Genomic DNA, 24557 nt, shown 5'->3' with positions numbered 1-24557 from the left:
AGGAGGTCATAACTATGAGTGAAGAACGCAAGTTAACATTTATGGGTGCAATTAACGAAGCAATCGATCAATCAATGGAACAAGATGATAATGTTATTCTCATTGGTACGGACGTTTCAGGTGGTGCAGGTGTAGAACATATTAAAGATGACGATACATTTGGTGGCGTTTTTGGTGTAACTAAAGGGCTTGCGAAAAAATATAGTCGAGATCGTGTTATTGACACACCAATCGCAGAGCATATTACACTCAGCTCTGCTGTAGGTGCAGCAGCTACCGGTATGCGTCCTATTGCAGAATTAATGTTCAATGACTTTATTGGATTCGGTTTAGATCCTATTTTGAACCAAGGTGCAAAAATGCGTTACATGTTTGGTGGTAAAGCTAAAATTCCATTAGTTGTACGTACAGTTCATGGCGCTGGTGCAGGCGCAGCGGCACAACATTCTCAATCATTGTATAACATGTTTGCAACAATACCTGGTGTAAAAGTAGTCGTTCCTTCTAATCCTTATGATGCTAAAGGTTTATTAATGGCAGCAGTACAAGATGATAACTTAGTAGTCTTTTCAGAAGATAAAACATTATTAGGACAAAAAGGTGATGTGCCTGAAGAACCTTACACAATAGAAATTGGAAAAGCGAAAGTGACGCGTGAAGGTGATGATTTAACAATTGTTGCAATCGGTAAAATGGTGGCAGTAGCTGAACAAACAGCAGACAAATTAGAAGAAGATAACGTTTCAGTTGAAGTTATTGATTTACGTTCTGTGTCACCATGGGATAAAGAAACAGTTCTAGAATCAGTGAAGAAGACAGGTCGTTTAATTGTGATTGATGAATCAAATCCACAATGTAATGTAGCGGGAGATGTTGCATCTGTTATTGGTGATATTGGTTTTGATTATTTAGATGGACCAATCAAGAAAGTCACTGCACCGGATACACCAGTTCCATTCGCAGCAAACCTTGAACAAGCCTATATACCACATGTAGATAAAGTATTAGATGTCGCATCTGAACTAATTGAAGACTTGAAAAAAGTTAATTCATAGGCAAGGAGGTGTTGAACGATGAGCGAAAATATTATTATGCCAAAACTCGGTATGACAATGAAAGAAGGAACAGTCGAAGAGTGGTTTAAAGCAGAGGGAGATGTGGTTGAACAAGGTGAAAGTGTATGTACGATTAGTTCTGAGAAATTGACTCAAGACGTTGAAGCGCCAGCTAGTGGTATATTACTCGAAATTAAAGTTCAACCCGGAGAAGAAACTGAAGTTAAATCTGTACTTGGTATTATAGGTGATGAAGGAGAAAGTACTGAATCAATTAGTACGACTGAATCTGATAATGAAGAATCCAATAACTCACAATCAGACGATGAAGAGCAACAAACCAACGATACAACTTCTGATAATGAAGATGATAGTAATCATGATGAAGATACAAATAAGTCTAATAATGTTGAACCCCAAAATGGTAAACGTATCTTTATATCACCACTTGCACGCAAGATGGCAGAGGATAAAAACTTTGATATCACTAGAATTCAAGGTACAGGCGGTAATAATCGTATAACAAAATTAGATATTCAACGTGTAGCAGAGCAAGGATATGATATTGAAGCAAAAAATGAGGATATGCAATCTAAAGAGGATAAGAACACTAAATTTAACAGTGCTAATGTCGGTGAAGGACTAAATCCAATGCGTAAGCGTATAGCACAGAATATGCGTCAAAGCTTGGCCGAAACAGCACAACTTACGTTACATCGTAAAGTGGATGCTGACCGTTTGTTAGATTTCAAAAACAAACTATCAGCTGAACTTGAAAATGCAAATCAAGATACTAAATTGACTGTCACAGCATTGCTAGCTAAAGCCATTGTCTTAGCACTTAAAGATTATGGTGCAATGAATGCTAGATATGAAAATGGTCAACTTACAGAATATGATAATGTTCATTTAGGTGTAGCAACGTCACTCGACGAAGGGTTAATGGTACCAGTTATAAATAATGCAGACACTAAAAGTATTGGTGCTTTAGCTAAAGAGATTAAATCTTCAGCAGAAGCGGTACGTGATGGTAATACAAATGATGTTAAACTGGCAGGTGCTACTTTTACAATTACTAACATGGGTACTAGTGGCATCGAATATTTCACACCAATTCTTAACCTGGGTGAAACAGGAATCCTAGGTGTAGGTGCACTTTCTAAAGAAGTTGTACTTGAAGGAGATAGTGTTAAACAAGTATCACGTATTCCATTAAGTTTAACGTTTGATCATCAAATTCTTGATGGTGCGAGCGCTGCCGATTTCTTAAAAGTATTAGCTAAATATATTGAAAATCCATATCTCTTAATTCTTTAATAACAAATATATTTAATTTGATTAAGATCCTCAGTACACAAACAATGCTGGGGGTCTTTTCATGTCTCGAACCACACTTCCAATCCTTTCGCGCAACACAAAGCCCTTTATTGAAAAAGTAAAAATTCTGTCACTTACGTTTATTTGAAATTATAAAAATATAACTCTAATATAAAATTGAAAGGATATAAAAGCGCTTACATATTAGACGAGTGGTTATGTTCATAACTAAGGGTATTAAGGGACGAAAACAACTTCAAAGGTGAAAGGGGTACAAATGATGTCTAAATCGTATGATTTAATCGTTATTGGAGCAGGACCTGGAGGTTATGTTGCAGCAATTCGAGCAGCGCAACTAGGCAAAGATGTAGCGATTGTTGAGAAACAGCACGTTGGTGGTGTATGTCTCAATGTAGGTTGTATACCGTCGAAGATATTTTTAGAATATGGTGCTAAAGTGAGAGATATTCATTCTGCAAACAATTGGGGAATTAAAACGAATCACATAGACATTGATGTAACTAGTCTCGTACAACGTAAAGATCAAGTGGTTAAGACAGTGACTGATGATGTTCGAGACGCATTAAGACAACACAACGTTGATTTTATTGAAGGGGAAGCAGAAGTATTAGAAGGATTAAAAGTTCAAGTCGATCAAACTATTTATACCGCGAAAGATATTATCTTAGCGACAGGAACAAAGCCATTCGTACCACCAATCGAAGGGCTAGACCAAGTGCACTTTGAAACAGCTGATACATTTTTCGATATGGAACAGCTGCCGAAACAACTTGTGATTATTGGCGGCGGCGTTATTGCCTCGGAAATAGCCTCATCAATGGCTGATTTAGACGTAGATGTTACGATTTTGGAAAAGGGCGATAGCATCCTATCTAGTGAAATTAAAGAAATACGCGACCATCTATCAACCTATTTGAAACAACAAGGTGTTAACATCATCACCAATTCAGAAACTAAGAAAGTAAATGCCAAGACTTTGGAAATTGATGGAAAAGATGGCCCTAAAGAAATACCATATGAAACATTACTCTTTGCGACAGGGAGACAACCTAATGTTCAAGTTGCTAAGGCGCTTAATTTAGAACAAAATGGCAAATGTTTACAAGTTAATGAACATTATGAAACTAGTTACGAGCACGTCTATGCGATTGGTGATTTAGTGCCGGGCTATCAGTTAGCACATACTGCAAGTGCACATGGTAAATATGTGGCAGAATATATTGCAGGCAAACAACCAGAACCGATAAATCAAGAGGATATACCAAGATGTATTTATACAAGATTGGAATCTGCGTCAGTAGGTTTATCAGAATCACAAGCACAAGAAGCGGGTTATGAGGTTGAAGTGACGACTGCGCCTTTTCAGAAGAATCCTAAAGCAATCTTAAAAGGTGAAACACAAGGAATGGTTAAAATAGTAGCGAATAAGCAGGATGGTAAAATTTTAGGTGGATTTATCGTTGGACCTCATGCGACAGATTTAATTAGTGAAATCTTGGGAATTAAGGTTTCGGGCGGTACATTAAATGATATTTCTCGAATTATACAACCACATCCTTCACTATCGGAAGTGATTGGTGAAAGTGCAGATGTATCTTTTGCAAAAGCGATATATCATTAAGGAAGATCGATTATTATCTTTTCTTAGTAAAATACATTGGTAATCTATACTTTTTAACACATTAGCGATTTGATTATAAATTATACAAAACGAATTATATATACGTAACTAGCATTATTAGCATGAAAAATCCCCCAGGCTCGTCAAAGTTGCTGGGGGTTTTAATGTGTTATTTATGTAACTTATTAATTAGCGTAGCGATTAAACCATTAAAATAAATATATTAATAAAGGTATAAACCTCATTTGCTAAAAATACTAAGTATTGGCTGCGAGACGCTACTAGGAATAGCATTAGCACTGAGACAAAATCTAAATAAAAAAAGAGTTAAATCACAACCTACAAGACTTTGAAAAAGGCTTATAAAGTGATTTAACTCTTTTCAATTATAAACAACTTGTCTCAGGCTATACCTAGAGCAAGCGAGTAGCAACAATACGCAGTATTGTGTAAACTGCACACATTAAATTACTATCAAACATTTAAGTAACTTAATTTACCTGTTAAGGTAATTAAATTGTTAAAGTAATGAATTACAATTCTTCATAAACAGCTACAATTTCATTTGCTAAACGGTCATTGATTTTCGCATATTCTTGTAAGAATGCTTTTACACCGTGTGCATCAATGTATTCACGCATTTCAACTGTTTCTTTATCGTTCATATCATCATATTTTAATAATAACGCTGCTGCTTTTAATAAGCCTTTGCGACGTAAATTATTTTCATATAAATAAGATAAAGGTTTGATAATACGATCTTTAGGACCGATTTTACGAATTGTTCCACGACCTACACGTGTTACTTCGTCAGAAAGGTATGGATTCTCGAAACGACCAATAATCTTCTCAACATAAGCCGCTTGTTCTTCTTTAGTGAAACTGAAGTTATCAACGATGTACTCGCTTGTTTCACCTAATACTTGACGTAAATCTGCAACGATAGCTTCATCTTTAACAGCATCTAATACAGTATCTCTACCATAGAAGCGACCAGCATATGCTAATAAAGCATGACCAGTGTTAACTGTTAATAATTTACGTTCGATGTAAGGTGTTAAATCATCAACATATTTAATATGTTCTAACTCTTCACCGTACCAAGCGTCTTTTTCAACAACCCATTCAAAGAAAGGTTCAACCATAACGTCTAAGATATTGTCATTCTTTTGAAGTGGGACAATACGGTCAACTGCAGAGTTCGCGAAGTGAATGTTATCACCTAATGGACCAGTGATGTCTAAGATTGCTTCTTTAAGCGTATCAGTCGCCATAATCGCATTTTCACACGCTACGATATTAACGTGATTTTCCTTCTCTTTTAAGACTGGTGCAAATGATTTCGCAATGATAGGAAGGATGTTCACACCAACTGCAGTTGTAATAATGTCAGCTTCAAGAATTGCTTGTTTCAATTCATCTGAAGGTTGACCACTGTTAATCGCACTAACGCCAGTAACGCGTGTTGTTGTTTTTTCTTCATTAGCAAGAATAACGTTATACGCGCCTTCATTATCTAATGCATTAATAATTTCCTCATTAACGTCTGCAAATGTTACATCAATGTTGTTATCTGAAAGAATATAGCCGATGAATCCACGGCCAATATTTCCAGCTCCGAAGTGTACAGCTTTCATTATGCGTCAGCCTCCTCGAAGACTTGTTTAATTTCTTCAGCAGATTTAGCGTTGACGATACGATCAACATTTTCTTCTTCACTGAATGTAATTGCGATTTTAGATAACAAGTCTAAATGTTCGCCATCTTTACCAGCGATGCCAACAACAACTTTAACTGTTTCGCCGTTCCAATCTACGCCTTCAGGAATTTGTAGTAATGTTAAACCTGATGCTAATACATCATCTTTAGCTTCGTCAGTACCGTGAGGAATTGCTAAACCATTACCCATGAATGTTGAAACAAGTTGTTCACGTTCTTTCATTGCTTGGATATACGCTTCGTTTACAGAACCGTTATCTACTAAAGCACGACCAGCTTTTTCAATTGCTTCGTCTTGGCTTCCTACAGATACGTTTAAAAAGATATTGTCATTACTAAATAATTCAGTCATTTTATACACTCCTAAGTTAATTGGTTGTGAATTCGTTTTAAAAAGCTATCTCTCAATATGTGTTTCATAGCGTCAGGGTCTTGCATGAAGTCATCAATTTGCTCGAGATGATGTCCTAATTCAGCAGATAATTCCCCAACAAGTTGTGCCATTTCATCATTATTTGGGATGAATAGGCTAACCATATATTTAATTTTGAAAAGGTCATTTTGAGTACTTTGCATGCCCAAACTTTCATTTAATATCGTGATTAAAATGAGGGGGCGTAATATTAAATCATTCTTCATATGTGGAATCGCAACGGGATAGGGTTGCAATATCCAACCAGGATTCTGATTTAATTTATCTTGCAACAGCTCAGCGAATGACGTCTGACTATTCGGCGCAATGACGCCATGTTCCTCAAGATAGTCAGCTAAATAATGATTCCAAATAGTTACATCTTTGTATTCAAATTGCATAGAGTTCAACAGTGATAAGCCGTGTTCGATGTTCATGACCACTTGATCAGGGTCTTGAATCGAATGCTTCATTTCGTTCTCTTCATGTTGTTTCGCTATATGCTCGGTTGTCTTTAAGAATGATGCTACATACGCTACATCGGATTCTGGTAGCAATGGATTGACGGTAATAAATGGCGTTGTGATATCCAATTTAACCGTTGAAATAATGCCATCGTAATCCTCTAGATTTAACATTTTCAAATCACTGACGGACGCTTGTGTAATCTTCTCTATTTCATTAAAAGATTGTTGTAATCGTGTTGCCAACAATCGACTTGTTCCAATACCACTACTGCAGACAACTAAAACATGTAGTAGTTGGGTGGACTGACTTTTCAAGGAGCCACCAAAATGCAAAACGATGAAGGCAATCTCACTATCCGGGAAGACTAACTCTGGCCATGTCTGATCGATGGCCTTGTGTACAATATCGAAGAGACGAGGATACTTGTACTTAATCATCTCGGTGAGTGGATTGTACGTTTCAATGTTTGCTTCCAAACGATTAATCGCTGGATTAATGTGCAATGATAATCCATGAACAAGCGTTGCATAGTCTTCGAATGATTGGCCTGATAAGCGCTCTACACGATTTACAAATGCTTGTATTTTACGGTCGTCAAATTCATTATTCTCAAACATCTTGGAGGTTGTTCGACGGTTTGCACCACGTAAATGAATTGTTATAAAAGTGACTTCCGCTTGGTTAAAGTCGATGTCGTATAGTGTCTCTATACGTTTCGCAATTTCTGTGGCAATTTGATGTTCAAATGTGTCTTTTACAGAATTATGAATATCTTCATTAATCGATACATATTCACCATTTTGAATACGTGCAATACTTAACACGATATGGACGGTTAAGGTCAGATAACTCGATTCTGTTAAGGTATAAGGTAATTGACCTAGGTAATCCATTAAAATACGTTCAATCTTAAATATGCTATCAAGGTCGACTAAAGCTTGTTGTGATTGATTAATCGATTGATAGACGAAGTGGTTCTCGATAACAGAGTAAACACTTGTACTATTCAAGTTGTTGACCATCAATTGACTTAAGAACTCACGTTTCTTTGATTCGGGGCCATCAAGATATACCCCTTCACCACGCTTGCGATAAAGGATAAGTTGATAGTTAGCGAGATCATTCTCTAGGTCATCAAGCAATTTGGTTAATGACTGAACAGATACGCCAATTTCTTGAGCCAAGCTGTATTGCTTAACAGCATGTTTTGATTGAATGAGCGCATATAGAATAATTGCCTTTTGTTCTTCAACAGACAAGTCAATGGTATCGTGTTGCGCCATTTCTTGTTTTAACAGTCGGATCTGGTCATAATCACAAGATAACTTAATCCCTTTTTTATTTGCCCGTTCAAGTGTCATATTGAAGCCTTGGAGGTAGGTTTCAATCCCTTTTAATTCACGATGAATAGTACGAGAGGACACGCCAAGTTGTTGAGCAATTTCATAAATCGTAACGTATTGACCGTAATACTTAATTAGCAGTTCAATGATTTCCTTTTCACGTGTACTCATTAACATGGTGTGTCCCCCCTTGAAAGGAGTCTTAACATAAGTGATAGAAATAATATGTTCGACTCCCAAACTATTTAATTATGCTTTGTCTTGATCTTTCTTCAAGTTGTTTAATAACTCTTCATAACGTGGAGAATTTAAGAAGTTATCCACTGAGATATGAATTGCGTTTGGAACTTGTTTGATTGCACGGTCTGTTAATGTTTTTTGTGTAATAACAAGTTGTGCATTATTTGGTAATTGGTTAATAGCAGTATTTGTAACATTAACGTCTGAAATGCCTGCTTTTTTGAATTTATTACGTAACATACTTGCACCCATTGCACTAGAACCCATACCCGCATCACATGCGAAAATAACATGGTCTACGTTGCTATAGTCGTGAGCGTCTACGTCTTCAGTGTTGTAGTTATCAAGTAAGTCTTCTTCTTCATCCTCTGATGAAGCTTCTTTTTTATCTTCATCATCAGCTTTGTTAGCAGCTACGCCAGCTGCGCCAGTACCAGTTGTCGCACCAGTTAATTTAGAAGACACGCTAGATTTTTTACCTTTAGTAGATTCCATTTTAGCTGTTGCTGCTTCTAAATCTTGTTTAGGTTCTTTAGTAAATTTCATAATTAATGCTGCAACTACGAATGAAACAAGTGCTGCTAAGAATACGCCTAATACCATGTGTAAGAATTCACCTTTAGGTGCATTTAAACAATACACGATGAATGAACCTGGTGAAGCTGGACTCTTGAATCCGAAACCAGTTGCTTGGTAAGTTGCTACGCCAGTCATACCACCTAAAATAACAGCGATGAATAATAATGGACGCATTAATACATATGGGAAGTAAATTTCATGAATACCACCGAAGAAGTGGATGATACCTGCACCATATGAAGTTGCTTTCGCTGTGCCTTTACCGAAGATCATGTACGCTAATAAGATACCGATACCTGGTCCAGGGTTTGATTCGATTGCGAATAAAATTGATTGACCTGCACTTGCAGCTTGGTCAGTACCAAGAGGTGTGAATACCCCGTGGTTAATCGCGTTGTTAAGGAATAAAATTTTAGCTGGTTCTACGATGATACTTACGATTGGTAATAAGTGTAAGTGTACTAAGAATTCAACTGCTACAGATAAGATGTGCATGATGAATTGCATAATTGGCGCCAATAATTTGAAGCCAAGGATTGTCATAATGAATGCTAGAATACCTGCTGAGAAGTTATTGAATAACATTTCAAAGCCTTGTGGTGTTCTAGGTTGTAAGAATTGGTCAATTTTCTTCATTAACCAACCAACAAGTGGTCCCATAATCATTGCACCAAGTAACATTGGTGTTTCTGGTAATGCAACAATAACACCCATAGTTGCTGTTGCTGCAACGATACCGCCACGTAAGTCGTGAATTAAACGACCACCACTAAATGCGATAAGTAATGGAATTAAGTATGTGATCATTGGCCCTGCTAATTGAGATAATTCTTTGTTAGGGAACCAACCATTATCAATGAAAATCGCAGCAATAAAGCCCCATGCGATAAACGCACCGATGTTTGGCATAATCATACTACTAAGGAATGAACCAAACGCTTGAACTTTACGGCCGAGACCTTTTTTCTCTTGTGTCTCTGTTTGAGCCATAACTACACCTCTTTTTTTATTCTGATTTGATAATTCAATTGTAATGGCACAGGAAAGCGTATACAACACAAAGAAAATGCGACTTTGTCACAGTAATTGTGACAAGGTCATGGTGAGAGTTTCACAACTATATTTAAGCCCAATGTAAGAAACTTCTACTTATGATAATTATGTGAGAAATTCCATTGAAAATGTTTGAATATGGCAATGAAAAAATGTCATTAATTATATTTTAAATGCGCAATAAGTTATTACTTATTTAAAGATTAAATGATAGGAAACAGGTTATATGACAAGTAAGAAACAATATAAGGAATGTTGTTTATGACTGGAAACACAGGAAACGGATGTGTGAAATGTCGACATACGGAAGTGGAAGAAGGAACATTATCAGCAACAGGATCTGGACTATCTAAGATGTTTGATGTGTAGCATAACAACTTTAAAACAATAACTTGTAAAAATTGTGGTTGTACTGACTTTTATAAAACAAATAATAATAGAACGAGTGATATTGTCGATTTATTCTTTGGTGGATAATTGAATATCAATATTTATGTCAGAATCAGCGACTTTCTAGGGGCTGATTCTTTTTTTGTTTGGCGAAAAGGTAGACTTCGGGTTGTGTGATGTTAGAGGTTCGGATGTCTAAAATCAAATAAATTCAACCTAAATTACTAAGAATTTGAATAATTTGAGCAGTTTATATACCTAACTTTCTTAACTATTGGTACCATAGTTTTATTAATTAAAACATATTTCCAGGGTTATACCGTAAGGAGGGTTAGGATGAATTCCGATACTGAATTTAAAAAAGGGATTCTATATGCGTTAGGTGCTTATGTATTATGGGGTATCTTGCCAATTTATTGGAAATTAATTGGTGGCGTTAGTGCATTTGAAATCTTAGCTTACCGCATTGTATTATCTATGATCTTTATGATACTAATGATCGTAGTTTTAAAGAAATCACAAACGTTCAAACGTGATTTAAAACATTTATTCTCACATCCAATTGAGCTAATCGTCATTATTATTGCTGGTTATGTGATCACAATCAACTGGGGAACGTTCATCTGGGCTGTGTCAAATGGACACGTACTACAATCTAGTTTAGGTTATTATATTAACCCATTAGTAAGTATATTATTGGCGTTCATTTTCCTAAAAGAGAGATTCAATAAATTTGAAACGCTAGCAATCATCTTTGCGACAATCGGAGTTCTGTATATGACGATTCGCGTTGGAGAATTCCCAGTCATCTCATTAATGTTAGCATTCTCATTCGGTATTTATGGCTTGTTGAAGAAGATTGTTAAAATTGAAGCCATTAGCAGTATTGCAATTGAATGTATCGTTACAGCGCCAGCCGGATTAATATATATGATTTATTTATGGAATACTGGAACATCATCAGTAGGTTTGAATATGGACACATTCTGGTTAATGTTCTCAGGTGCAGTAACTGCCATTCCATTAATCTTATTCTCAGCGGGTGCCAAACGTATTCCGTTATCTCTAACAGGATTCATTCAATACGTTGGTCCAACAATCATGTTCTTCTTAGGTATCTTCGCCTTTAAAGAACATTTTGATGCGCAACAATTGGTTACATTTGCGCTCATTTGGTTCGGTATCGTATTATACAGTATTTCTCAATACGTGAAAATGAAACGTAACCCTAGACCTGAATAATTTACAATAAGGCTTGGGAATAAAAAATATAATGGTGCTATTTTACAAATTCGCAGTAGCTGAATGGACTGAGAAGTCACTTAAATTAAACTTTTCTCAGTTCTAGTCATCCTTGCGGGGGTTGAACAACGAATTCAATATGAATTCTGTTCAACTCTCTTTTTTATTGGAATAAAAGTTAATAATTTCAAAACTTAGTTATGTATAAGTGAGATTAATTAAACTGTTTGATTCATTCAATTGCCTCTTCTATTGGATAAATATTTCCATCTTTATCTTTATACATGCTCATTTCATTCAATTTATCATCTTCAAATTCAATGTTTGTTAAGTAAAAATGGTGATCTTTCTTAAGTTGTCTATATTTAATTAAAAACATTAAACATAAGACACTGTTGAAAATTAAAATTAACTTTTTCACTTTACTAACCCCTTTAAATTGTAGTAAATATAAAAAATTATATTTATAAAAACATTAAAAGTAATTACATGTATTACAATATAATAAATAAAGACTTATATATATTTTAGTTACTATTAATTATTGTATTTATATTGTAACGCATATTACCGTTCGAAAGTAGATATATTTATAAATAATTAAAAAAATAATAAAAAATCACTGTAATATTATGGGAATTTGATTTTAGCTGAAAGAAGGGGTTTAATTGCAAACTATTAAACATGATGGATCAATACTACATATCTATTTTGAGAATCCTATTAATAAGATTGAAAAGCTCTACATAAAAAACGAATTTAATTCAATAGATGTGGAAGACACTAATGAGGATTTACATTTATCATTGGATGAGGTTGATTTAAAAAAACATATTTTTCAAGAAGACATATTGATAATATTAAAATAAACAACACTGCAGCGTGTATAAAAGGTCAGTTTGCGATACTGAATTTCACATTAGAAACTGTGCAACTATTAATAAAAACGAGGCTGACTGATAGAGAAACATTCGTAAATATCAATCATGAAGAAATTGGAAAGACGAAAAATGCATCTACTTATAATTTTTCGGTAGAAATCTATAAAGATTTGATAGAATTCATGAAGTATGAATACAAAAATGAGGATATTATAGATATTTACTTAAGTATTAAAGTACTAGAATCATCGCAGAATTTAAGAATAAAAATCGGAAATCCTAGAATAATGGCGGAAAAGCTATTAAAAAGTGAAATTATTACTGAGTTTAACGGTAATATAGTGTCACTTACACCTTATTTCACGATGAAAGGTCGTAATTTATCTTTTAGAATTAATACGTATGACATCGATAGTTACTTAACATATGTGGATGAGTTAAAAAGATCAAAATGTCCCAACTTCTTAAAAAAGGAAAATCAAAAAGTGTGGGTAATTGGTGAAAAATCATATAAAGCTCAACTAGGTATTGAAAGTAATAAAAAAATCATTTTATACACACCGACATTTAGAGATGATGAAATTAATAAAGCCAAAAAACACATCATCAATCTAAAACTTGACTTACAAAGATTGAAGGAAAGTATTGGGGATGAATATATTCTCATTTTACGCCCACATATTATTATTAGTAACGCGTTAAATTTAAGTGAATCACTAAATGATTTTGTCGTCGATGGTACCAAATATCATGAAATCAGTGATCTATACTTAATTACAGATATATGCATCACAGACTATTCGTCAGTCATGTTTGATTTTGCAAATACAAAGAAACCATTATTATTCTTCACCTATGATTTAGAATTTTATAAGAACAGATTAAGTGGCTTTTATTTTAATTTTGAAAAAGAAGCACCAGGTCCACAAATTAAAACAAATGATGGCTTAATCGAAGCAATAAAAAATATTGATGACATACAAGAAGAATATAGAGAGAAATATAAAGCCTTTTACAATCGTTTCTGTACCTTTGAAAAGGGCATAACGTCTAAAACGATAGTAGAAAAATTCTTTAAATAAGACTGCTAAATATATTTTGACTCCTTTGCTAGAAATAGTTATAGGGGGAGTGGGACAGAATTCTTTTTAAATTCGTCGTCCCACCCCCCGCAAGGATGACTAAAACTGGAAAAAGCTTGATTTAAGCACCTTTTCAGTTTAGTCAGCTACTGCGAATTTGCAAAATAGCATCATCCTATTATTTATGTCCCAGGCTCATGTTATGTTTGTTAGTATAAGAGATAAAAGAGAGGTTGCTTATGCTAAAATCATTCGATTTGGAAATTATTAAACGTGCCGTGAAAATCTTTGTAGTTGCTACCATTTGTTTAATCATTACTACGATATTCTGTTATTTTGTTCATCCATCTTTCAATGACTTGAAAAATATGGGAAATGCGAGTGAAAAAATTGGCAACACTAAAGGACTTGAAAAAGTTTGGAAGTATATCGTTAATAATGGTTTCCGAGTTCCACTACAAATGTTTATCTTAGCCTTACTACCTATACCTTATCTTTATTTGATTAATCTAGTGGTTACCATTATTATGCCCGGAATTCTATTAGGCTTTCTTCTGAGCTTTGATTTACATAAAGGGTTGATAGGGAGTATAGCATTTATCCCACATTATACATTTGAAATCATGGGCTTTTGTATTTTAACAAGTGCGTTGTATATGCTAAACAAAGCCATCACACGTCGGTTTACCAATCTCTTTAGGAAAAGTAAAAAAGAAAACTACGCGATAAAAGTTAACTTAATCAATGTAATCAAATCCTATGTATTGATCGCATTACCATTAATCATTATTGCAGCATTTCTAGAAACCTATGTATCAAACTATTTATTTAATCTTATGAGTTGATCCTCATACATAAAGCCAAATGAAGCTCACGCTTTCAGTATCATTTAAAATATAATGTTAAGTTCATTAAACATAATTGAATAGTAGTTGAGATTTTTACTTAGTGTAGAAATCTCTTTTTCTTTTGAATTTCGGTTTGTATATATAAAATTTGGTGAAAACTTGATAAAATTAGTCCGAAAATTGATAAAATGGGATTATCAGACGATATGCTATATAGGTGATGAGATGGGACAATTATTAAAAATTGAAAATATAAAATATTCAATAGACAAACTAAATGAATCAGTGCAAAAATGGGAAACATCTAAAGATGGAAAGTTTTTACTAAGATATCCAACGGTTTACATAATAAATGATAAAAAAGAGAAAAATGATTTTGAAGTTTATGTTGGTGAGACTGGAGATATTAAAAGTAGGACAAGACAGCATCTTAATGCGGATACAAAAGTCAAAGCATTTTGGGAAGAATTTTCAGAATCAGATAATTCTTCAATGTATGTCATTGGTCATGAATTATTTAATAAGTCATTAACGCTAGATATTGAAAATAGACTCATGCAATATTTGCTCAGTGTAGATAATATTTCAATGGTGCATAACAGTAGGACTAATCAACAAAATGAATATTATACTTCTGAAAAATTAGATGAAATTTTCTCAAATATTTGGCAATCACTACATAAAAAGAATGGGGCTTTATTCCCAATTGAAAGTATAATAAAAGATTCTGCTATATTTAAAGCTTCTCCATTTCACAAATTAACTCAAGAACAAATAAATGCAAAAGAGGAGATATTAAATAAAATTAAAGCAGCAATTTTATCAAATGAAGAGAGTCAATTGATAATTGTTGAAGGTGAAGCAGGGTCAGGTAAAACTGTACTAATGAGTACATTATTATACGAACTAGGTAAGTATAACTTAGATTTAAATCAGAATTTAGATATAAATCTTTTAGTAAATCACAATGAACATGTAACTATTTATGATCAAATAGCTAAAAAACTAGGGATTTCTAGTAAATCTAATAAAATAGTACGAAAACCAACTAGCTTTATCAATAGCCATGATCCAGAGAATAAAGTAGATGTAGTAATAGTTGATGAAGCACATTTGCTACTAACGCAAGGACAGCAGAGTTATCAAGGAAAAAATCATTTAGATGATTTATTACAAAGAGCTAAAGTCGTAGTTATTGTATTAGATTTAAAGCAAGTATTAACAACCGGACAAATATGGGAAGAAGAACAGTTAGAAAAATACTATAATCAATCGGAAAATATAAATAATCGAGTTATATTAAGAAATCAAATGCGTATCAATAGTGATGAAACTACTTTCAATTGGATAAGAAATTTAATTGATAATCAAACTATAAACAAACTTCCAAAAGACAGTAAAGGCTATGAAATTAAAGTATTTGATTCACCTAATGAGTTAGAAGTTGCGATAAAAAATAAAGCTCAAAATACAGATAGTGGTATATCAAGAATGCTTGCTACATTTGATTGGAAATATAATAGTAAACCGCCTAAAGATGAAGATTATTGGAGAGTAAAAGTTGATAATTGGTCAATGCCTTGGAACTATCAAATAAAACCTAAAAGAAAAGTTAAAGATTTACCTTGGGTTGAGCAGGAACAGACAATAGATGAAATAGGTTCAACTTTCTCTATTCAAGGATTGGATTTGAATTATGCAGGAGTTATTATTGGTCCTTCAGTTAAATATAGGGATGGACAAATTGTATTTGACAAATCTTGCAGTGCTAATAAGAAAGTAACTCAAAGAAGAACATTGCAAGACGGTTCGAAAGAATATTATTCAAATATGCTTTTGAGAAATGAATTAAACGTTCTATTAACTCGAGGGGTAAATGGACTATATATTTATGCTGTAGACGACCAATTGAGAGAGGCACTTAAAAAAGCTTCACGAGGTGAGAATGATGAATGAAATACATGAAGTATTAAAAGAAATAAATCAATTTAGAGATGAACGTAATTGGAGACAATTTCATAATGAAAAGGATTTATCTTTATCTATCAGTTTAGAAGCTGCTGAATTATTAGAATTATTTCAATGGAAAACACCAGAAGAAGTAGTAGAAAATAAACAAGGAAGACTAGCTGAAGAATTAGCAGATGTATTGATTTATAGTTATATGTTAGCAGATAACTTAGATTTTGATATTAATGACATTATTCGAAAAAAACTAGTAAAAAATGCTGAGAAATATCCTGTTGAAAAAAGTAAAAATAACAATAGTAAATACGATGAGTTATAAAAAGAGTTAATAATCAATATTGAAATTAATCCCCTTGTAAGATAAAAGTCGATAAACTTTTATCTTACAAGGGGATTTTATTACGTATGATTAGAAGCTCATTACACAATTGAATAATTTATATAATGAACACTGAAGTTTAAGTATATTGTTATTATCAAATCTGGAATATAAAATTATATTAAAATAATCAAGCACAAGGAGAATGTTAAGGAGGTGTGAGGATGATTGAAAGACATAAGAAGTTAATCAAATTATTTTTAAGCAATCCTTATACCTATTTAAGCGCTAATAAAATTGCTGAGTATCTAAATGTGTCCAATAGAACAGTTAGAAACGATATAAAAATTTTGAATGACAAATTTGAAAATACAATAATTAAGAGTGCTAAATCTAAGAGATATGTATTAAACACTCAAGAATACGATATTAAATATATTCAGGCTATGCTAAATCCTATTATAGAAACAGATAGTAAGGCTATGATTAATTTAGCTTACAAACTTCTAATGAATGATAAAGAGTTTACCTTTTAGCAGAACATATTTAAGAATCGTTAAAAAAGTGTATTTAAATAACCCATTAGCAAGCAATATTAAAAAGCTTTATCCTTTTATTTTTAATATTTTATTTGAAGTTATTGAAAGTCTTTCTGAAGAGTCAGGTATCATGATTCTAGAGACACAACAGTCCTTGGATTCTACGTATAGAATTTATGATTATGATAGAAAAGATAAAGATGGAAATACGCGTGACCTACATTTAGAACAAAGTAAAGATGTTATTGATATTTCGAATCAAGACCCTAACACAGAACCTATTGAGAAACATAGAAACGGTCAGAAATTTACTCAATTTGTATCTAATGAATTCTTTACTGTGGAAAAATGGGATATACAAGGTGTTTTAGATTATGAGAAACCACATGACTATTGCTTAATAACAGTAATAGAAGGTAATGGTAAAATTAATATTGATGGTGAAAATTTTGAAATAGAAAAAGGTAAACATTTTATTTTGACAACTGAAGATAATGAAATTAAATTTGAAGGTGAGTTAAGTATTATAGTGAGTTATTCTAGTGTAGAATAATTGTATTAAATTGTTGTGAGTGTGATTATTTGCACTTTACCATTTCTTTACTCACTCCAAATAATCCATAAATATTCCTCTTGTAAGATGGTGGTGTATACACTTTTATCTTACAGGGGGATTTTTTATGGATAAGAAGCAGTTAGGGAATAAGCGTGAGTCGTTTTCAATTCGTAAATACTCTATCGGAGCGGCATCTATATTAGTTGGGAGTTTATTATTTTTAGGTGGGGGCCAAGCGTCTGCTACCGAAAGTAATGAGACTAACACTTCTGAAAAGGTATCAATGGAACAAGCGCAATCAACTGAAGATCAACCGAGTCATGAAGCCTCAACGCAACGTGTTGAACAACCACAAAACAAGACGATAGCTACACAAGAGACAAAGACTAACGAGGATTCTTCTACTGAGGAAACACAGTCAAACGAATCGGATACTGAGTCAAACGAAGTTATACATAATGATACTCAAAGTAATGAAGCATCAGAACAATCTAAAGAAGAACAAAAAACACAACAAAATAAAGCATCTGATGATGTAATGAAACAAGAAAAAATTTCGACTGAGCAACCTACACAGGAAAAGACACAACCCACCTCTAAACAAGAAGTAATGACACAAGAGACATCAACTACTGAAGTTCAATCTAAAAAAGAACAATCACAAACTGAAGTACAGCCTCAACATGAAATTAAAGAAACATCTTCACAAGGCAACACGCAAAAAGCACCTACACAAGAAACTAAAAATTCAACACAACTAACTACTGAAAACAAACAATCAGAAAAAAGTAATACGACACAACAAACTGACCAAAAAGCAAATTCTGAGGTATCTCAATCCAACGTAACGTCATCTGAAGAAGTTTCAAATATTAATGCGACACGTACTAACGCTCAACCTTTTTCAAAAGAAGAAATGAATAAAGTAACTGCTGCAGAAGAGAGTGATGTAGCAGTTTCGGACTTACCTCAAACACAAATGAAGCACATGTCTACGAAACAAAAACAAGTGTTCTTCAATGCGTTACAACGTGATGCGAACATGCAAGACCAACAACCAAAAGCGATTCTATCTACAACGCCTGAATGGACGTCAGCACAACGTACAAAGAATGCATCTCGAACTGGTCAAGATCAGTTAAATATTACGCATAAAGGTCGTTATACAAGTGGCGCGGATTTCGGGAATGGTGGCACAGAAATTGTGAAGTACAATCCGAAGAATGGCTATGCGTATTCGGTAAATGGCGATAAAGAAGCATTGGATATTATTGATGTGAAACATCCTGGAAAAGATGGCGCAATTAATTTAGTGAAGCGTATTTATCTACAAGATAATGAAATTGAAGCGGGTGATTTAACAAGTGTAACGGTACATCCGAGTGGAGACTATGTAGCCGTGTCTGCGCCAGCAGTGGATAAGACGAATCCAGGACATGTTGTATTCTATGGTTCAAATGGTGATTACATCAATAATGTGACGGTAGGCAGTCTTCCTGATATGGTCACTTTTTCTAAAGATGGTAAATATTTATTAGTAGCTAATGAAGGGGAACCGAGCGACGATTACACTGTTAACCCACCAGGATCTGTGTCAGTCATTGATGTGACAGGTGGCCCAGCTAATGTGACTGACAATAATGTGCGTACAGCAATGTTCACGAAAGAACATCAAGAAGGTATTCGTGCGTTAGGTCATAATTCGGAAGATGCTTACTTGAATATTGAACCAGAATATATTGCGGTAGATAGTCAAAGTAAATATGCCTATGTAACATTACAGGAAGTCAGTGCCATTGCAAAGGTTGATATCGCAAAAGGACAAATCGTTCAAGTGAAAGGGTTACCTTACAAAGATCATTCACTAGCACAAAATGCAATGGATGCATCAGATGAAGATGGTAAATCTGAGTTGCGCCGTGTGCCAGTATTAGGACTGTTACAACCAGATGGCATCGATACGTATGACTACAATGACGAAACCTATTTATTGATTGCGAACGAAGGCGATTCTCAAGATTATGAGGGTTATTCTGAAGAAAAACGTGTGAAGAAATTGAAAGATGATATTCAATTGGATGCACGTTATTATCAAGGTTACACGCAAGCAGAACTAGATGATATGGTGGAGAATGGCTTGTTTGATGACGAACAATTGGGTCGTTTGAAAGTTACAACATCGCATGCGTTTAAAGATGCAAATGGTAAATACAATGCGCTTGTATCTTATGGTGGTCGTTCATTCTCTATTTTAAGAGCTTCTGATTTAGAAATGATTTATGACAGTGGCAGCGATATTGAGCAACGCGTTTTAGACGTGTTACCTGAACGCTTTAATGCTAATTATGAATCAGCCGATGACATTAAAGTAGATGACCGAAGTGATGATAAAGGTCCAGAAGCTGAAAATGTGGTCGTTGGTAAAGTAGGTAGTCATTCATATGCCTTTGTCGGTTTAGAACGTGTTGGTGGTATTATGATTTATGATATTACAAATCCTAATGAACCGTATTTTGTGAAATATTTATACGACCCAGATAATAAAGATATTTCACCTGAGGGCATTACTTTTGAAAGTGCTGAAGGGAGTCCTAACGGCAAACCAATGTTGATCGCGTCATTCGAATTGTCTGGCACAACATCTGCTTGGGAATTAGAAGATTTAACAGGTGGTCAGAATGAGAACGACGGTCAATCTAATGATAACCCGGGAAATACTAATGGGGAGTCTAATAATGACGATACAACTCCTAATCCACCTTCTGAAAATGATGGTTCAAATACAGATCATGATGTAGATAATGGAGAACAACCTGATAACGGTGACGATACTTCAAATAATGATGAAGACAACCATTCTTCTGATGACACTAATGGAAATGATGAAGGCTTAGAACCACTTTATGAAATCGACGGAGACATTTTTGAAGATGATAGCGACGAGGTTATCTCAGATCAAGAAGATAACAATGATACAAAAGCACAGTCACATGAAGATGTAGAGAGTAAAGATGCTTCACACAATATGAATCATGGTGCCCATGCAAATCATCAAGAAGAAAGCCATGATAAGCAAACAATAAATTCTAACACTCATAACTTGAGTGTGGTAAGCACAAAATCTTTAAGTCATCACGTAGGGGCAACTAACCATGGAAGTGTAGTATCTGAGAATGCAAACCATTCAAATACTTCGACTGATAACGTAAAAAAAGAACTGTCAAAATCAGGTCAAACTGAAACAAACACAATGCTATGGTCAGTGTTACTTGGCGGTTTAGGCTTAGCATTTATTAGAAAACGCAAAGCTTCGAAATCTGAGAAATAATATATAAATTAAGAGCACGCTAATCTGAAATCTAGTGTGCTCTTATCATTATTATTTAGAAGTTCTGTTAAATAATAAATGGTTATTAAAGTATTCGTTAGCATCTATAGTTGTTTCAATTTTGCCATTTTCCTTAAGCCATAATTGTAAGTCATCATAAAATTCTGGGCTCATAGATAAATCATTAGTAAAACATTTGGTAGTTGCAATGATTGTGTCTTTATTTAATTGATTACTTATATCCGTTTGAGTATATGTAGCATAAACATCGACTGCCTCTTCGAGATGAGTATTAATGTATTGAATTGCTTTTTTAATGACTTTAAGGAATTTATTGATTTTTTCTTTATCCGCTTTTAATTTATTAGGACTTGTAATAAAAATTAATTGGCAAAAGTCTGGCACGTTATAATCTTTTAATGCAAAATAATCTACATTTAAACCTTTACTTTTTGCTTCAAGAATCTCAAAGTTTTCAAATATAAGTGTGGCAGCATCTGCTTTATCATTTAATAGTGCGTCAGTATGATAAAAACTATTATTAACTGGTGTTATATCTCCTTCTTTGTATGTTACACCATCAGCTTCAATCATTGTTTTAGCAATAGCAATACCTCCTAGGCCAGGGGCTCCAGGATATTGAAGACGTTTACCAACTAAATCTTTAGGTGTCTTTATCCCTTTATCTTTGTTATACATAACACCGCCATTAGTGTGTAGATATCTAGCGAAACCTACCACATTTTGATTAGTTGCTTTATCTTCAACTAAATGAATAGGCTCAGTAATTGCAATATCCATTGAATTATTTTCGATTTCTTCCAATGCATCGAAGTGTTTTTCTGGTTCAATCATTTCAATTTCTAACGCTTCTTCTTTAAACCAGCCTTTTTCAATACCTAAAATTAAAGGTAAGTGATCAGGATTTAAAAACCATTCTAAACCAACAATTAATTTTTCCATAAAAAAATTCCTCCAATAGACAATTTTTTCGTAAAAAAGTGAATTTGAAAGAAATAACAATATATGTATTTCACTTTCCTACGCTGGTACTAACCAACAGGTTCAAGGGTTGAAAGTTTTTTACTTTCTCTCAGCATATTAAATGCACCCCTAGTGATTTTTTTATCTATTAATAACATAGCATAAATTTGTATAGTAGAAAATTGACTGATAAAAATATAGTTAACATGATATGCTAAGTTTTGGAAACAAAATGTTAGCGAAATTCAAGCAAATGCACCATTTTGTATGCGGAAAGTTACATATGAACTTGCTAAGTTAGAAGAGAGGTGACCATAACTATGAAACTTGCTGAACAGATTAGGAAACACCGTAAAGAGAATTACCTAACTCAAGATCAATTGGCTACTGAATTACATATCACGCGACAAACCGTTTCCAAATGGGAACATGGTACGATTGAACAGAATGCGCAAATGATTGTGCAATTAGCGCAACGTTTTGACATTTCCACAGACGAATTATTAACAGGGGAAACGTCTCATCCTTATAAAAGAGAAGCATCACAATCATATCCTGAACATTTAAATTTTTGGGATTTCTTATCTCAAAAGTGGTGGTTCGTATTAATTTTGGTAGTTATCGTGTGCGGTACAATAACACAAATCTTTACAAGTTAATAGTGAGGTCTCCTAACTCAACTTGGGAGGTACATGATGAGCTTAATAATTAAGTATTTAAAAATAATTGGTGTCATTATTTTGACGTTTGTATTAACAGTCATTGCGCAAAATATTGCTTTACTATGGCATTTGTTAGATTTGAAATCTTTTGAAACAATCTTACATGGTATCACCTATGTGGGACTTACCTTTTTATTCATTAAACTTTTAATTAATAAAGGATTTAAAGAGAAATTAAGTGACTATCGTATTAACTTACTTAAATGTAAACTCAGTTATCTATCAGTTGGCTTACTGATTCCGATTATAAATATCATCATTTATTGCGTCTTTATTCCAGGTCATTTTGAAATAACGAAAGCTGATACTGTAATAGAATATCTAGAAATGTTATTTGAAATTATTGTTTTAGGTGGAATCTGTGCACCTATAGCTGAAGAATTAACAGTACGAGGCTTATTAATGGGCTACATTGAAAAGAAAGCGAATATTATCTTTGCCATCATTGTTACATCTGTATTATTCGCTTTAGTCCATTTGTTTAATGGCGGGATGTCTGGTGTTAGTTTAATATTATTAGTCGTAAGCGGCACGGTCGCTGGTATATTGTACGGTCTGACGGCGTATAAATTTAACTCAATTTGGCCAAGTGTTTTTATGCATATGTGTTGGAATCTGTCAGACTTTGTCCACATCACAACGCATAATGATGACTACGGCGTAATTCAGTATATTATTAAAGTTAAAAACATACTCCTAACGGGTGGCGCATACGGCAATACCTCTTCCCTCGTAGCAATCGTATTATTCGTAATAGCAATAATTTTAGTTGAAAAGAAAAATGTGCAAAGAATTAACTTGAGAGACTAATTTAGTCTCTTTTTTTATTGACCTTCAAGTATAGTTTAATGATAACTTTTAAAAAACAAGGAAAGGGGATGCGAAAATGCAAATAGATGAAGTTTCCAAAAAGCTTAATATATCTAAATCAATGATTCGTTATTATGAAGAAAAAGGCTTGATTAACATTTCTAGAAATCAAAATAATTATAGGGAATTTAATCAGACTGTCTATACAACATTGAAACTTATCAAAGATTTAAAACGATTAAACTTAAGCCTAGAAGAAATAAAATATATTGTAAATTTATTTAACAAGCCTATTTCAAAGGAGTGTAACATCCAATCTACTAAGTACTTAGATCGAATTATTAAGGATTATAAAAGAAATATTAATGAACAAATTAATATATTGAATAGATTGGAACAAGTTAAGGAGCTCTCACAAGACATGAAATTTGAGGAAAATAAAACAGAAATTTTGAATATGTTAGCAGGAGTTAAAGAGTATGATTAGTATTATATATGCTGGAAATCAATCAGGGACATGTTATGGAATTTTTAACTTATTAACTCAAAAATTGGAAAATAAAGAGAAGTATATTTTCAATCTACAACTTATTAAAGAAGACATACTTATTTTAGAAAAAGGATATAAACATGAATTAACAGATAAGCAAAATGAATTTATAAATATTATTAATCAAAGTGATACATTAATATTCATTTATCCTCTATATTGGTTAAACATGCCAATGTTGCTTAAAGGATTTATTGATATGACATTTTGGCCTAATAAGGCTTTTAGTTTCAAAAATAAACAATATTATAAAAACGGTTTATGGAAAGATAAAAAAGCAATAGTTATATATACAATTGGTGGAAGTGAATGGTTTAATTTATTAAATTTGAATCTAGGTTATAGAGTATTAAAGTATCCACTAAATTTAGTTGGTATTTCTAATATAAAAAAATTTTATATTGATCAACTCAACCGAAGTAATAGGCAATCTGTAAATAAAAAAGTGAATAGTCTTGTAGAAAAGGTAATGAAATCCATATAAATAAACTAAGCACAAAGCGGTTATTA

General features: G+C 33.4%; 21 protein-coding genes, 3 pseudogenes and 1 riboswitch. Of the genes and pseudogenes, 18 read left to right on the top strand and 6 right to left on the bottom strand.

Translation table 11 applies throughout. The features are described from left to right. Positions 1 to 14: 14 nt before the first annotated feature. From HMPREF3265_RS07780 to lpdA, 3 genes are all read left to right on the top strand, one after another. On the top strand, positions 15 to 1055 hold the full coding sequence (locus HMPREF3265_RS07780; protein ID WP_070861264.1) for an alpha-ketoacid dehydrogenase subunit beta: 1041 nt from the start codon (positions 15 to 17) through the stop codon (positions 1053 to 1055). A gap of 18 nt (positions 1056 to 1073) precedes the next feature. Next, positions 1074 to 2372, top strand: coding sequence for a dihydrolipoamide acetyltransferase family protein (locus HMPREF3265_RS07775; RefSeq protein WP_070861262.1), 1299 nt, complete (start codon positions 1074 to 1076; stop codon positions 2370 to 2372). A gap of 280 nt (positions 2373 to 2652) precedes the next feature. After that, positions 2653 to 4014 (top strand): dihydrolipoyl dehydrogenase, encoded by a 1362-nt coding sequence (gene lpdA / locus HMPREF3265_RS07770; RefSeq protein ID WP_070440442.1) that lies wholly within the window; start codon positions 2653 to 2655, stop codon positions 4012 to 4014. Between the two features lie 533 nt (positions 4015 to 4547). Here lpdA and HMPREF3265_RS07765 read toward each other — a convergent pair. The 4 genes from HMPREF3265_RS07765 to HMPREF3265_RS07750 form a co-directional block, all read right to left on the bottom strand. Then, positions 4548 to 5651: a mannitol-1-phosphate 5-dehydrogenase gene (locus HMPREF3265_RS07765; RefSeq protein WP_070861260.1), complete on the bottom strand. Its 1104-nt coding sequence runs from the start codon at positions 5649 to 5651 to the stop codon at positions 4548 to 4550. Beyond that, a complete protein-coding gene (locus tag HMPREF3265_RS07760) occupies positions 5651 to 6085 on the bottom strand; it encodes a PTS mannitol transporter subunit IIA (protein WP_053024388.1) in 435 nt (144 codons plus the stop codon). Before HMPREF3265_RS07760 ends, HMPREF3265_RS07765 begins: the two co-directional genes overlap by 1 nt. 11 nt (positions 6086 to 6096) lie before the next feature. Next, the gene (locus HMPREF3265_RS07755; RefSeq protein WP_070861259.1) at positions 6097 to 8133 is read right to left on the bottom strand and encodes a BglG family transcription antiterminator; all 2037 of its coding nucleotides are present in this window, start codon (positions 8131 to 8133) and stop codon (positions 6097 to 6099) included. A gap of 72 nt (positions 8134 to 8205) precedes the next feature. Further along, positions 8206 to 9765 (bottom strand): PTS mannitol transporter subunit IIBC, encoded by a 1560-nt coding sequence (locus HMPREF3265_RS07750; protein WP_070861257.1) that lies wholly within the window; start codon positions 9763 to 9765, stop codon positions 8206 to 8208. Positions 9766 to 10089: 324 nt separating this feature from the next. On the opposite strand from HMPREF3265_RS07750, the pseudogene HMPREF3265_RS07745 reads away from it, so the two are divergent. Then, positions 10090 to 10305, top strand: a pseudogene (locus HMPREF3265_RS07745) (zinc ribbon domain-containing protein). Positions 10306 to 10554: 249 nt separating this feature from the next. Continuing rightward, a complete protein-coding gene (gene rarD / locus HMPREF3265_RS07740; protein ID WP_070440450.1) occupies positions 10555 to 11460 on the top strand; it encodes an EamA family transporter RarD in 906 nt (301 codons plus the stop codon). A gap of 232 nt (positions 11461 to 11692) precedes the next feature. Here rarD and HMPREF3265_RS07735 read toward each other — a convergent pair whose 3' ends face one another. Further along, complete coding sequence (locus HMPREF3265_RS07735; protein ID WP_070440452.1) at positions 11693 to 11881, bottom strand: hypothetical protein; 189 nt, start codon at positions 11879 to 11881, stop codon at positions 11693 to 11695. A gap of 247 nt (positions 11882 to 12128) precedes the next feature. Between HMPREF3265_RS07735 and HMPREF3265_RS12930 the strand changes: the two genes are divergently transcribed. The 9 genes and pseudogenes from HMPREF3265_RS12930 (at position 12129) to HMPREF3265_RS07695 (ending at position 20981) form a co-directional block, all read left to right on the top strand. Then, positions 12129 to 12329 carry a hypothetical protein gene (locus HMPREF3265_RS12930; protein WP_070440454.1) on the top strand — a complete coding sequence of 67 codons (201 nt, stop codon included), beginning with the start codon at positions 12129 to 12131 and terminating at the stop codon, positions 12327 to 12329. After that, positions 12311 to 13423: a CDP-glycerol glycerophosphotransferase family protein gene (locus tag HMPREF3265_RS07725; protein ID WP_371106710.1), complete on the top strand. Its 1113-nt coding sequence runs from the start codon at positions 12311 to 12313 to the stop codon at positions 13421 to 13423. Before HMPREF3265_RS12930 ends, HMPREF3265_RS07725 begins: the two co-directional genes overlap by 19 nt. A 239-nt stretch (positions 13424 to 13662) precedes the next feature. Then, a complete protein-coding gene (locus HMPREF3265_RS07720) occupies positions 13663 to 14268 on the top strand; it encodes a stage II sporulation protein M (protein ID WP_070440457.1) in 606 nt (201 codons plus the stop codon). A 228-nt stretch (positions 14269 to 14496) separates the two neighbouring features. After that, positions 14497 to 16227, top strand: coding sequence for a DUF2075 domain-containing protein (locus HMPREF3265_RS07715; RefSeq protein WP_070861255.1), 1731 nt, complete (start codon positions 14497 to 14499; stop codon positions 16225 to 16227). Beyond that, the gene (locus HMPREF3265_RS07710; RefSeq protein ID WP_037550799.1) at positions 16220 to 16558 is read left to right on the top strand and encodes a nucleotide pyrophosphohydrolase; all 339 of its coding nucleotides are present in this window, start codon (positions 16220 to 16222) and stop codon (positions 16556 to 16558) included. Before HMPREF3265_RS07715 ends, HMPREF3265_RS07710 begins: the two co-directional genes overlap by 8 nt. 224 nt (positions 16559 to 16782) lie before the next feature. Beyond that, positions 16783 to 17094, top strand: a complete 312-nt coding sequence (locus HMPREF3265_RS07705; protein WP_070861252.1) for a helix-turn-helix domain-containing protein — start codon at positions 16783 to 16785, stop codon at positions 17092 to 17094. Continuing rightward, positions 17072 to 17173: pseudogene (locus tag HMPREF3265_RS13140) on the top strand (hypothetical protein); the annotation flags it as partial. The gene HMPREF3265_RS07705 and the pseudogene HMPREF3265_RS13140, both read left to right, overlap by 23 nt. Before the next feature lie 45 nt (positions 17174 to 17218). Beyond that, positions 17219 to 17650, top strand: a pseudogene (locus HMPREF3265_RS07700) (mannose-6-phosphate isomerase, class I); the annotation flags it as partial. A gap of 127 nt (positions 17651 to 17777) precedes the next feature. Further along, a complete protein-coding gene (locus HMPREF3265_RS07695) occupies positions 17778 to 20981 on the top strand; it encodes a choice-of-anchor I family protein (protein WP_070861250.1) in 3204 nt (1067 codons plus the stop codon). A 51-nt stretch (positions 20982 to 21032) separates the two neighbouring features. Here HMPREF3265_RS07695 and HMPREF3265_RS07690 read toward each other — a convergent pair whose 3' ends face one another. Continuing rightward, positions 21033 to 21944 carry an ABC transporter substrate-binding protein gene (locus HMPREF3265_RS07690; RefSeq protein ID WP_070861248.1) on the bottom strand — a complete coding sequence of 304 codons (912 nt, stop codon included), beginning with the start codon at positions 21942 to 21944 and terminating at the stop codon, positions 21033 to 21035. Positions 21945 to 22002: 58 nt separating this feature from the next. Next, positions 22003 to 22106: riboswitch (TPP riboswitch) on the bottom strand. Between the two features lie 179 nt (positions 22107 to 22285). Between HMPREF3265_RS07690 and HMPREF3265_RS07685 the strand changes: the two genes are divergently transcribed. From HMPREF3265_RS07685 to HMPREF3265_RS07670, 4 genes are all read left to right on the top strand, one after another. Next, positions 22286 to 22624, top strand: a complete 339-nt coding sequence (locus HMPREF3265_RS07685; RefSeq protein ID WP_070861245.1) for a helix-turn-helix domain-containing protein — start codon at positions 22286 to 22288, stop codon at positions 22622 to 22624. Positions 22625 to 22660: 36 nt separating this feature from the next. Next, entirely contained in the window at positions 22661 to 23497 is an 837-nt protein-coding gene (locus tag HMPREF3265_RS07680) for a CPBP family intramembrane glutamic endopeptidase (RefSeq protein WP_053024401.1), read from the top strand. A gap of 76 nt (positions 23498 to 23573) precedes the next feature. Next, positions 23574 to 23984, top strand: a complete 411-nt coding sequence (locus HMPREF3265_RS07675) for a MerR family transcriptional regulator (RefSeq protein ID WP_053024402.1) — start codon at positions 23574 to 23576, stop codon at positions 23982 to 23984. Then, positions 23977 to 24531: an NAD(P)H-dependent oxidoreductase gene (locus HMPREF3265_RS07670; protein WP_053024403.1), complete on the top strand. Its 555-nt coding sequence runs from the start codon at positions 23977 to 23979 to the stop codon at positions 24529 to 24531. The genes HMPREF3265_RS07675 and HMPREF3265_RS07670 overlap by 8 nt, the downstream gene beginning before the upstream one ends. The last annotated feature ends 26 nt before the right edge of the window (positions 24532 to 24557 follow it).

It is taken from the genome of Staphylococcus sp. HMSC62B09, from assembly GCF_001839115.1.
Taxonomy (GTDB): Bacteria; Bacillota; Bacilli; order Staphylococcales; family Staphylococcaceae; genus Staphylococcus; species Staphylococcus haemolyticus.
Note: the sequence above shows the minus strand (reverse complement) of the source record. Positions and strands in the feature narration are given on the sequence as shown.